Consider the following 10,830-nt stretch of genomic DNA (forward strand, 5'->3'; position numbering starts at 1 on the left):
CGGTGTGGGCGAGGCACCCGAAGCACCCGAAGCAATCCCCACACGCCCCCGCCGCCTCACCAGCCCCCGATCACACAGCCCAGCGCCTCTAGCCACCGCCCCTCAAGCATCGCGATGACGCAGCTCGACGCGCTTGATGTCCTTCACGATCACGAGATAGCTGAGCACCGTGACCAGCGCATTGAGCCCGACGAACACGAGCGCGCCGTTGAACGAACCGCTCGCGCCGACCAGATAGCCGATCGCGATCGGCGCGACGATGCCGGCCGTATTGCCGAACATGTTGAACAGGCTGCCGGACAGGCCGATCGCTTCCTTCGGCGCGGTGTCCGCGACGACGGCCCAGCCGAGCGAGCCGATGCCCTTGCCGAAGAACGACACGGCCATCAGCGCGATCACCAGCGCTTCGCTGTCGACGTAATTGCAGCCGATGATGACCATCGACAGGAGCATCCCGCCGACGATCGGAATCTTGCGTGCGATCGTCAGCGATACGCCGCGGCGGATCAGCGTGTCCGACAGCATCCCGCCCAGCACGCCGCCGAGAAAGCCGCAGATCGCCGGCAGCGACGTCATGAAGCCGGCCTTCAGCAGCGACATCCCGCGCGCCTGCACGAGGTAGATCGGAAACCACGTGAGGAAGAAATAGGTGAGCACGTTCACGCAGTACTGGCCCAGATAGACGCCGAGCAGCATCCGGTTCGACAGCAGCTGGCGCACGTAGTACCAGCCCGCGACGCGGCTGCCGCCCGCCGCCGCGCCGTTGCCACGCGACATGGTGCGCACGAGGCCGCCGCCTTGCTCGATGTGCTCGAGTTCCGCGCGGTTCACGGCCGGATGGTCGACCGGGTCCTTCATCACGCGCAGCCACAGGCACGCGAGCGCGATGCCGGCGAGGCCGAGCCACAGATACACGTGATGCCAGCCGTACGCGTGCGTGAGCCATGCCATCAGCGGCGAGAACACCACCGCCGCGAAATACTGCGCGGCGTTGAAGATCGCCGACGCCGTGCCGCGCTCCGCGGTCGGGAACCAGCTCGCGACGACCTTCGCGTTGGCGGGGAACGCGGGCGCTTCGGCGATGCCCACCGCGAAGCGCATCGCGAACAGCGCGGCCACCGCGAACGCCGCGCTGCCGCCCAGGCCGATCGTGCTTTGCAGCAGCGTGAACGCCGACCACAGGAAGATGCTCGCCGCATAGACGCGCCGAGCGCCGAAGCGGTCGAGCAGCCAGCCGCTCGGCAATTGTGCGAGCACGTACGCCCAGCTGAACGCCGAGAAGATGTAGCCCATCGTCACCGGATCGATGCCGAAGGCCTTGCGGATCGGCGTGCCGGTGATCGACAGCGTCGCGCGGTCGGCGTAGTTGAGCGTCGTGACGACGAACAGCATCGCCAGAATCCAGTAGCGCACGGCGGTGCGGCGCGCGCTGCCGGCGAGGTCGATGGGGAGATCGCGAGAGGAGGTTCGATGGGTCACTTTAAATGTACGTCGTCGTATGACATCGGCGGGAGTTTATGGGGAACGGCCGAATACATAAACCTCGGGTTTTCCCTTTGATGACTGTCACAGAGTGTGGGAAGTGGCCGGATAACTTGGCCCGGATTGGCCCCGCGGTGTATCGTGCGCGCCTTCGCAGGCGGCGCGATCGGTAGTGCGTCGTCAGCAGACATCGTATCTGTTGAGATACAATGAGCGCACCATTCCCGAACGAACACGGAGCACACCCATGCAACTGACTGGAGAGATGCTGATCGGCGCCGACGCGGTGGCCGGCTCGGCCGGTACCTTGTACGCATTCGATCCGACCAAGGGCGCGCAGATCGACACGCCGGCGTTCGGCGTCGCGTCGCCGGCCGACGTCGACCGCGCGTGCGAGCTGGCGCGCGACGCGTTCGACGCGTACCGCACCCAGCCGCTCGCCGCGCGTGCGGCGTTTCTGGAAGCGATCGCCGACGAAATCGTCGCGCTCGGCGACGCGCTGATCGAACGCGCGCACGCCGAAACGGGCCTGCCCGTGGCGCGCTTGCAAGGTGAGCGCGGCCGCACCGTCGGCCAGCTGCGGCTGTTCGCGCGCGTGGTGCGCGACGGGCGCTTCCTCGCCGCGTCGATCGACCCGGCGCAGCCGGCGCGCACGCCGCTGCCGCGCTCCGATCTGCGGCTGCAGAAGGTCGCGCTCGGGCCCGTGGCCGTGTTCGGCGCGAGCAACTTCCCGCTCGCGTTCTCGGTGGCCGGCGGCGATACGGCGTCCGCGCTCGCGGCCGGCTGTCCGGTGATCGTCAAGGCGCACGAGGCGCATCTCGGCACGTCCGAGCTGGTCGGTCGCGCGATCCGCGCGGCGGCCGCCAAATGCGGGATGCCGGCCGGCGTGTTCTCGCTGCTGGTCGGCCCCGGCCGCGTGATCGGCGCGCAGCTCGTCAGCCATCCGGCGATCCAGGCAGTCGGTTTCACCGGGTCGCGGCAGGGCGGGATGGCGCTCGTGCATCTCGCGAACGCACGCGCACAGCCGATCCCCGTCTACGCCGAAATGAGCAGCATCAATCCGGTCGTGCTGTTCCCGGCCGCGCTGGCTGCGCGCGGCGATGCGATCGCGGCCGGCTTCGTCGACTCGCTGACGCTCGGCGTCGGCCAGTTCTGCACGAACCCCGGCCTCGTGCTCGCGATCGACGGTCCCGATCTCGACCGCTTCGAAACCGTCGCCGCGCAGGCGCTCGCGAAGAAGCCGGCCGGCGTGATGCTGACGCGCGGCATCGCCGACGCGTATCGCAACGGCCGCGGCAAGCTGGCCGAACTGGCCGGCGTGCGCGAGCTGGGCGCCGGCGAAGCGCCGCAGACCGAATGCCAGGCGGGCGGCGCACTGTACGAAGTCGCCGCGCAAGCGTTCCTCGCCGAGGAGGCGTTCAGCCACGAGGTGTTCGGGCCGGCGTCGCTGGTCGTGCGTTGCCGCGATCTCGACGAAGTCGCGCGCGTGCTCGAGGCGCTCGAGGGGCAGTTGACGGCCACGCTGCAGATCGACGCCGACGACAAGCCGCTCGCGCGCCGCCTGCTGCCGGTTCTCGAACGCAAGGCCGGGCGCCTGCTGGTCAACGGCTATCCGACCGGCGTCGAAGTGTGCGACGCGATGGTGCACGGCGGCCCGTTCCCGGCGACGTCGAATCCTGCCGTCACGTCGGTCGGCGCGACCGCGATCGAGCGGTTCCTGCGGCCCGTGTGCTACCAGGACTTCCCGGACGATCTGCTGCCCGAAGGGTTGCAGGAAAGCAATCCGCTCGCGATTCCGCGTCTGCGGGACGGCAAGGCGGAGTGACGCGGCCGCGGCCCCGCGCGGATGCGCGGGCCGCCATGCCGGAACGGAAAAGCGGACGCGGCCGGCTGGCCGCGTCCGCTTTTTGTTGGTCGTCGCCGGGGCGGTTTCAAACCAGTGATGGAATGGACGCGCCGGGTGCCGCAGCAGCGGCGCATGCGGGCGGAGTCTGCGCATTCGGCAGCGCTGCCGCCGGCCCATCGCACGCTGCGCCGCCCCAAACGACAGCGGCCGGCAAGCGCCGGCCGCAAAACAGTCGAGCAACTTCACGACGGCGGCCGGCACGACGCCGGCCGCCCGCCGCGCTTACTGCGGGCCCATCTTCTTGATCAACACGTCGAGCTCGGCCATTTCGTCGTCGGTGAGATCAATCAGCGGTGCGCGCACCGGGCCGGCGTCGTGGCCGACCAGCTTCGCACCTGCCTTCACGATGCTCACCGCGTAGCCCGCGCGGCGGTTGCGGATCTTCAGGTAGGGCAGGAAGAACTCGTCGATCAGGCGGCCGACCGTCGCGTGGTCGTCCTTCGCGATCGCTTCGTAGAACGCCATCGCCGTCTTCGGGATGAAGTTGAACACGGCCGACGAGTACACCGGCACGCCGAGCGCCTTGTACGCGGCTGCGTACACTTCCGCCGTCGGCAGGCCGCCGAGGTACGCGAAGCGGTCGCCGAGACGGCGGCGGATCGTGACCATGCTCTCGATTTCGCCGACGCCGTCCTTGAAGCCGATCAGGTTCGGGCAGCGGTCGGCGAGGCGCTCGAGCATGTCCGCATTGAGCTTCGAATTCGCGCGGTTGTACACCACGACGCCGATCTTCAGCGCACGGCACACCTGCTCGACGTGCTCGGCGATGCCTTCCTGGCTCGCTTCGGTCAGGTAGTGCGGCATCAGCAGCACGCCGCTCGCGCCGAGGCGCTCGGCTTCCTGCGCATATTCGATCGCGACGCGCGTCGCGCCGCCTGCGCCGGCCAGGATCGGCACCTTGCCCTTGCAGGTTTCGGTCGCGACGCGAATCACGTCCGAATACTCGCGCTGCGTGAGCGAGAAGAATTCACCGGTGCCGCCCGCGGCGAACAGCGCGGTCGCGCCATACGGCGCGAGCCACTCCAGACGCTCGGCATAGGTGGACGGCCGGAAGTTGCGTTGTTCGTCGAAGTCCGTCAGCGGAAACGACAGCAGGCCGTGGGAGATGATCTGTTTGAGTTCTTGCGGTGAAGTCATGGTTGGGTCGTCCGTCTAGCGCGAGTGCTGGGTTCGTCGGGCACGCCATCCGAGCCGTAGTGGCGATGTCGTTGTATGTCATCGTACAACGCACGAATGCGCTGCGCAAGCGGTTTGCTGATCTGTCAACGCTAGGGTCTATCCGGATAAGGGTTTACGCAACATCCCGGCGGATCGATGAATGTCGTATGATGACTAACGATTCAATCAGTGGCTTCCCAGGAATTCCGATGACTGCTTCCCCTCTCTACATTCGCGTGCATCCGGACGACAACGTCGCGATCGTGGTCAACGATGGCGGCCTGCCCGAGGGCGCGACGTTCGCCGACGGGCTGACGTTGCGCGAACGCGTACCGCAAGGGCACAAGGTCGCGCTGACCGATCTCGCGGCCGGCGCGCCGGTGGTCCGCTACAACGTCGTGATCGGCTATGCGCTGACCGACTTGCCGCGCGGCAGCTGGGTGAACGAGCGCACGATGCGCATGCCCGAGCCGCCGGGGCTCGACGACCTGCCGCTCGCGACGCGCGCCGCGCCGCCGCTCGCGCCGCTCGACGGCTATACGTTCGAGGGCTTCCGCAATGCCGACGGCTCGGTCGGCACGCGCAATATCCTGGCGATCACGACGACCGTGCAGTGCGTGTCGGGCGTCGTCGAGCATGCGGTGAAGCGGATCAAGGCCGAACTGCTGCCGCGCTACCCGCACGTCGACGACGTGGTCGGGCTCGAACACACGTACGGCTGCGGCGTCGCGATCGACGCGCCCGACGCGGACATCCCGATCCGCACGCTGCGCAACATCAGCCTGAACCCGAACTTCGGCGGCGAGGTGATGACCGTGAGCCTCGGCTGCGAGAAGCTCCAGCCCGAGCGTCTGCTGCCGCCCGGTGTGATCCCCGTCACGGCCGACGGCGCGGCCGGCAGCGGCGGCGTCGTGTGCCTGCAGGATGCCGGGCACGTCGGCTTCGAGTCGATGATCGACTCGATCATGACGATGGCCGAAGCGCACCTCGAACGGCTGAACCGCCGCCGCCGCGAAACCTGCCCGGCGTCGGATCTCGTCGTCGGCGTGCAATGCGGCGGCAGCGACGCGTTCTCCGGCCTGACGGCGAATCCGGCGGTCGGCTTCGCGGCGGACCTGCTGGTGCGCGCGGGCGCGACGATCATGTTCTCGGAAGTCACCGAAGTGCGCGACGGCGTCGCGCAGCTGACGTCGCGCGCGGCCAACGAAGAGGTGGCGCGCGAGATCATCCGCGAGATGGACTGGTACGACCGTTACCTCGAGCGCGGCCGCGTCGACCGCAGCGCGAACACGACGCCCGGCAACAAGAAGGGCGGCCTGTCGAACATCGTCGAGAAGGCGATGGGCTCGATCGTGAAGTCCGGCAGCGCGCCGATCGCCGGCGTCGTGCGGCCGGGCGAGCGGGCGCGGCAGAAGGGGCTGCTGTACGCGGCGACGCCCGCGAGCGACTTCATCTGCGGCACGCTGCAGCTCGCGGCCGGGATGAACCTGCATGTGTTCACGACCGGGCGCGGCACGCCGTACGGGCTTGCGCAGGTGCCGGTGATCAAGGTCGCGACGCGCAGCGATCTCGCGCGCCGCTGGCACGACCTGATGGATCTCGACGCCGGCCAGATCGCGACCGGTGCGGCGTCGATCGAGGACGTCGGCTGGGAGCTGTTCCGGCTGATGCTCGACGTCGCGAGCGGCAAGCGTCGCACGTGGGCCGAGCAGTGGAAGCTCGCGAACGCGCTGACGCTGTTCAATCCGGCGCCGGTGACCTGACGCGCGCGCGGTGGCTTGCTGCGGCCGAAGCGGGCGCCTTCGCGCCCCCGTCGTCACGTCGTCATCGCGCCGCCGCGCGGCCGCCTGACATGCATGACGCGTCGCCCGCGGCGCCCGGGATCGGGTAACGTTATGCGGTTCGTTCCTGATCCCGGAGACTTGCTCACATGTTGAAGAATCTCGATCCGCTGCTGCACGCCGACATCCTGCACGCGCTGCGCGCGATGGGCCACGGAGACGAAGTGGCGATCTGCGACGCGAATTTCCCGGCCGAGTCCGTCGCCGAACACACGGTGGTCGGCCGCGCGCTGCGCATCGACGGCGCCGACTCGGCGCGCGTCGCGCGCGCGGTGCTGTCGGTGCTGCCGCTCGACACGTTCGTCGACACGCCGGCATGGCGGATGGAAGTAGTCGGCGATCCGGCCGCGGTGCCGCCCGTGCAACGCGAGGTGCAGGCCGAGATCGATCGCGCGGAAGCGCGCGCCGTGCCGCTCACGGGCCTCGATCGCTTCGCGTTCTACGAGCGCGCGCAGCGCGCGTACGCGGTGATCGTCACCGGCGAGCTGCGCGGCTACGGCTGCTTCATCTTCAAAAAAGGCGTGCTGCTGAGCGACGCCGGCTAGCGACGTGCCCGCCTCGACGGTAAGGGCTGCAGTGTAAAGATTTGCTACAACCTTTTTCTTGGACACGGCCACAAGACCCTCTATGCTGGCCCATTTGCCGCCGGCCCCGCTCGGCCGCGCGGTTCGAACCGCACGGGTGCGCCCGTGCGGACGGCCGAACTGCATACGAGGAGAGAGGCATGACGCGTTCCGTCGATTCCGGCGTCATTTTTTTCGCACGCCTGGCGCTGGCGGCGTTGTTTCTGTGGGGCGGCGTGATGAAGCTGCTCGGCTACGGCGAATTCATCGGCTATCTGCACGCGCTCAACGTGCCGTATACGCAGGTGACGGGCCCATTGATCGTCGCGATCGAGGCGCTCGGCGGCCTGCTGCTGATCGTCGGCTACAAGGTGAAGCCGCTCGCGTTGCTGATGGCGTGCTACACGATCGCGACCGCGATGGTCGGGCACAATTTCTGGGACGCGACCAACGCCACGCTCCAGCACGACATGGTGATCCACTTCTGGAAGAACGTCGCGATCGCCGGCGGCTTTCTGCTGCTGTTCGTGACGGGCGCGGGCGGCGCGAGCATCGACGCGCTGCGCCGGCCGAGTTCGTCGTACGGCGCGCTGCGCTGAGCGGAACTGAGCAGAACTGATCCAGCCGACGTGCGCGGCACGCGCTGCCAACGCAAAAGGGCCGAATCCCGCAGGTGCGGGATTCGGCCCTTCGTTCATCTGCTAGGCGCGCAGGCGGCGCTCAGCGAGCGTCCGTCAGCTCCTTCGCATCCTTCGAGAACTGCACGGCAATTGCGCCGAGCACGCAGATCGCCGCGACGTAGGCGACCGGCGCGAGCGGGTTCGACTTCATCATCAACGAGACGATCACCGGCGTGAGGCCGCCGAAGATCGCATACGCGACGTTGTACGAGAACGAGATGCCCGAGAAGCGCACGACCGCGGGAAAGCTGCGCACCATCACGAACGGCACCGCGCCGATCGTGCCGACCGTGAAGCCGGCGATCCCGTAGTACAGCGGCAGCGTCGACGCGTCGGCGGCGACCTGCGCGAACAGCAGGTAGTAGCACGCGGCGAGCACGAGGCCGCCGATGCCGAGCACGCGCTTCGCGCCGATCCAGCCCGCGAGCGAGCCGGCGGTGATGCAGCCGGCCGTCAGGCACAGCGTCGCGATGCTGTTCGCGAACAGCGTGGTCGCGGGCGCCAGATGGAACTGCTTCTGCAGCAGCGCGGGCGTCATCAGGATCACGACGACGATCGCCGCCGACAGCATCCAGGTGAGCAGCATCGACACGATCACCGCGCGGCCGTGGTCGCGCAGCACGGCTTTCAGCGGAATCTCGGCCGCGAGCGCCTTCTTCGCCTTCATCTCCGCGAACACCGGCGTTTCGTGCAGCCAGCGGCGCAGGTATACGGAGAACAGGCCGAACACGCCGCCGAGCAGGAACGGAATGCGCCACGCGAACGCGGTCACTTCGGCGCCCGAGTAGCGGCTGTTGATGGCCGCCGCGACCAGCGAGCCGAGCAGAATGCCGGCGGTGAGGCCCGCGGTCAGCGTGCCGCACGCATAGCCGATGTGGCGCGACGGCACGTGCTCGGACACGAACACCCAGGCGCCGGGCACTTCGCCGCCGACCGCCGCGCCTTGCAGCACGCGGAACAGCAGCAGCAACACCGGCGCGAGGATGCCGATCGTGTCGTAGGTCGGCAGCAGCCCCATCAGCAGCGTCGGCACCGACATCATCAGCACGCTCAGCGTGAACATCCGCTTGCGGCCGAACAGGTCGCCGAAGTGCGCCATGATCACGCCGCCGAGCGGTCGCGCGAGATAGCCGGCCGCGAAGATGCCGAAGGTCTGCAGCTGGCGCAGCCAGTCGGGAATGTCGTGCGGGAAGAACAGCTGTCCGATCGCGGGCGCGAAGAACACGAAGATGATGAAGTCGTAGAACTCGAGCGCACCGCCGAGTGCGGCGAGGCCGAGGGTCTTGTAGTCGCTGCGCGTGAGCGCGCGTTCGGCGGCGCGAGGCACGCCGCTCAATTCAGATGCTTGCATGGTCAGGGCGATCGGTTTTCGAATGTTGTTGTCGATGCTGCGTCTCCAGGGCCCGCTATCGGCATGGACTGGCTTGGCGCGGCATGCGTCGTCGAACGCGTGCGAAGCCGGGTAGGGCACGGAGCACGCGCCGCCGCACCGGGATGGGGTGCGGCGGAGACGAAGCGTCAAAAGCGGGTGGGGGGATTCTACAGGAGCGCGAAATGCGTGCGCGGAGCGCGTGTCGACGAATGCTTCGGACGCCGTGACGCCGCAAGGCGCGCGGCGCGGCACACGGGGGAGCGTGCCGCGCCGCGCGGGACAGGGGGCGGGGATGTCGTCGAATCAGTTGCCGGCGATCGTGTCGACCGGCTTGAAGGCGCCATGCTCGACCTTGTAGATCGTCACCGGCGCGTCCTTCAGGTCGCCCTTCGCGTCGTACGCGATGCTCGGCGCCGACACGCCCTTGATCGACACCTTGCCGAGATACGGCGTATAGACCTTCGGATCGGTCGAGTTCGCGTCCTTCATCGCGGTGAGCAGCGCGATCGTGCCGTCGTACGAGTAAGGCGAATAGGTGATCACGTCCTCGTTGAAGCGCGCCTTGTAGCGCGACGCATAGCTGGCGAAGCCGGGCATCTTCTCCTTCGGCAGCCCGCCCATGTAGACGATCGCGCCTTCGGCCGCTTCGCCGCCGACCTTCAGGAACGTCGGCGAACGCGACATCTCGCCGGTCACGAACGCCGCCTTGATGCCGAGCTGGCGCATCTTGCGGATCATCGGCGACGATTGCGCGTCGCCGCCGCCGTAGAAGATCGCATCTGGATTGACGCCCTTCAGGTTGGTCAGGATCGCGGAGAAATCGAGCGCCTTGTCGTTCGTGAAGTCGCGCTTGATGATCGTGCCGCCCGCGGCCTGCACGGCCTTCGCGAACTCGTCGGCGATGCCCTGGCCGTACGCGGTGCGGTCGTCGATGATCGCGATGCGCTTGAAGCGCAGCGTCTTCACCGCATAGGTGCCGACGATGCGGCCCGCCTGCGCGTCGCTCGTCAGCAGCCGGTAGGTCGTCTTGTAGCCGCGTGCGGTGTACTGCGGCGACGTCGCCATCGAGATCTGCGGCAGGCCCGCGCGATCGTACAGATCGGACGCCGGAATGCTGGTGCCCGAGTTGAAATGGCCGATGATCCCGCGGACGTTGTCGTCGATCAGCCGCTGCGCGACCGTCGTGCCGGTGCGTGGGTCGGCCTGGTCGTCCTGCGAGTCGAGCTGGAACGTCACCGGCTTGCCGCCGATCGTCGGATGCGTCGCGTTGAAATCGGCGATCGCGAGCTGCACGCCTTTCTGCATGTCGGTGCCGTAGTTCGATTGCGGCCCGGTCAGCGGCGCGGCGAAACCGATCTTGACGACGTCGGCGGCGAGGGCGTGGGCGCCCGACAGTGCGCAGGCGGCAGCCAGCGCGACGTGCGATACCTTCAGCTTCACTTTCACTTCCCCTTGATGGCGTGGTTGGGCCGCGGCCGACCCTTCGACCGGTGCGGTAAGCCGGGCGAGACGTTTCGACCCTGCGTGGTGCGGAACGCGCCGCCACGGCGATGCGAATGCGCGGCACGCAGCGCATGCTGTGCCGGAATCGGCGTGGGCTGCGGGGGCGGATGGACGTCTCGTAACCGTTCATTAAAGTCTAGATAGTGAAAATTCCCGCGTCTTGCGCGTTCGATGCGTGGCGCGCGACGATTTCGGCATATCGTAGATAACCCTGATATATGCTGAAATCGTCATGGGTGATGCGCAGACGGGCCAAGACGCGGGACGTCGTCGTTCCTAGGATGGCGGGCTTGGGTTGCAGGCGGCGGTGGGCGTGGAGATGGGG

At 67.9% G+C, this 10,830-nt stretch carries 9 protein-coding genes; 4 read left to right on the forward strand and 5 right to left on the reverse strand.

The annotated features are described in order from the left end of the window. Positions 1-102: 102 nt before the first annotated feature. Entirely contained in the window at positions 103-1,479 is a 1,377-nt protein-coding gene (locus tag C3Y15_RS30095; protein ID WP_069246413.1) for an MFS transporter, read from the reverse strand. A gap of 250 nt (positions 1,480-1,729) precedes the next feature. On the opposite strand from C3Y15_RS30095, the gene C3Y15_RS30100 reads away from it, so the two are divergent. Further along, complete coding sequence (locus C3Y15_RS30100) at positions 1,730-3,307, forward strand: aldehyde dehydrogenase (NADP(+)) (RefSeq protein WP_034193348.1); 1,578 nt, start codon at positions 1,730-1,732, stop codon at positions 3,305-3,307. Between the two features lie 303 nt (positions 3,308-3,610). On the opposite strand, the gene kdgD is transcribed toward C3Y15_RS30100, so the two are convergent. After that, complete coding sequence (gene kdgD / locus C3Y15_RS30105) at positions 3,611-4,525, reverse strand: 5-dehydro-4-deoxyglucarate dehydratase (protein ID WP_011880909.1); 915 nt, start codon at positions 4,523-4,525, stop codon at positions 3,611-3,613. Positions 4,526-4,755: 230 nt separating this feature from the next. Here kdgD and garD point away from each other — a divergent pair, with 230 nt between their 5' ends. The 3 genes from garD (at position 4,756) to C3Y15_RS30120 (ending at position 7,549) form a co-directional block, all read left to right on the forward strand. Then, entirely contained in the window at positions 4,756-6,309 is a 1,554-nt protein-coding gene (garD, locus tag C3Y15_RS30110; RefSeq protein ID WP_011880908.1) for a galactarate dehydratase, read from the forward strand. A gap of 167 nt (positions 6,310-6,476) precedes the next feature. Next, complete coding sequence (locus tag C3Y15_RS30115) at positions 6,477-6,932, forward strand: RbsD/FucU domain-containing protein (RefSeq protein WP_011880907.1); 456 nt, start codon at positions 6,477-6,479, stop codon at positions 6,930-6,932. 179 nt (positions 6,933-7,111) lie between these two features. Continuing rightward, positions 7,112-7,549: a DoxX family protein gene (locus C3Y15_RS30120; RefSeq protein WP_011880906.1), complete on the forward strand. Its 438-nt coding sequence runs from the start codon at positions 7,112-7,114 to the stop codon at positions 7,547-7,549. Positions 7,550-7,670: 121 nt separating this feature from the next. On the opposite strand, the gene C3Y15_RS30125 is transcribed toward C3Y15_RS30120, so the two are convergent. The 3 genes from C3Y15_RS30125 to C3Y15_RS32055 all read right to left on the reverse strand — a co-directional run. Then, positions 7,671-8,981 (reverse strand): MFS transporter, encoded by a 1,311-nt coding sequence (locus C3Y15_RS30125; protein WP_014724073.1) that lies wholly within the window; start codon positions 8,979-8,981, stop codon positions 7,671-7,673. Between the two features lie 324 nt (positions 8,982-9,305). Beyond that, positions 9,306-10,442: a branched-chain amino acid ABC transporter substrate-binding protein gene (locus C3Y15_RS30130; protein WP_011880904.1), complete on the reverse strand. Its 1,137-nt coding sequence runs from the start codon at positions 10,440-10,442 to the stop codon at positions 9,306-9,308. A gap of 199 nt (positions 10,443-10,641) precedes the next feature. After that, a partial coding sequence (locus tag C3Y15_RS32055) for a hypothetical protein (RefSeq protein ID WP_134206927.1) occupies positions 10,642-10,830 on the reverse strand: 189 nt, incomplete at its 5' end.

Origin of the sequence: Burkholderia sp. B10 (assembly GCF_004368385.1) — a bacterium.
GTDB classification, from domain to species: Bacteria; Pseudomonadota; Gammaproteobacteria; order Burkholderiales; family Burkholderiaceae; genus Burkholderia; species Burkholderia vietnamiensis.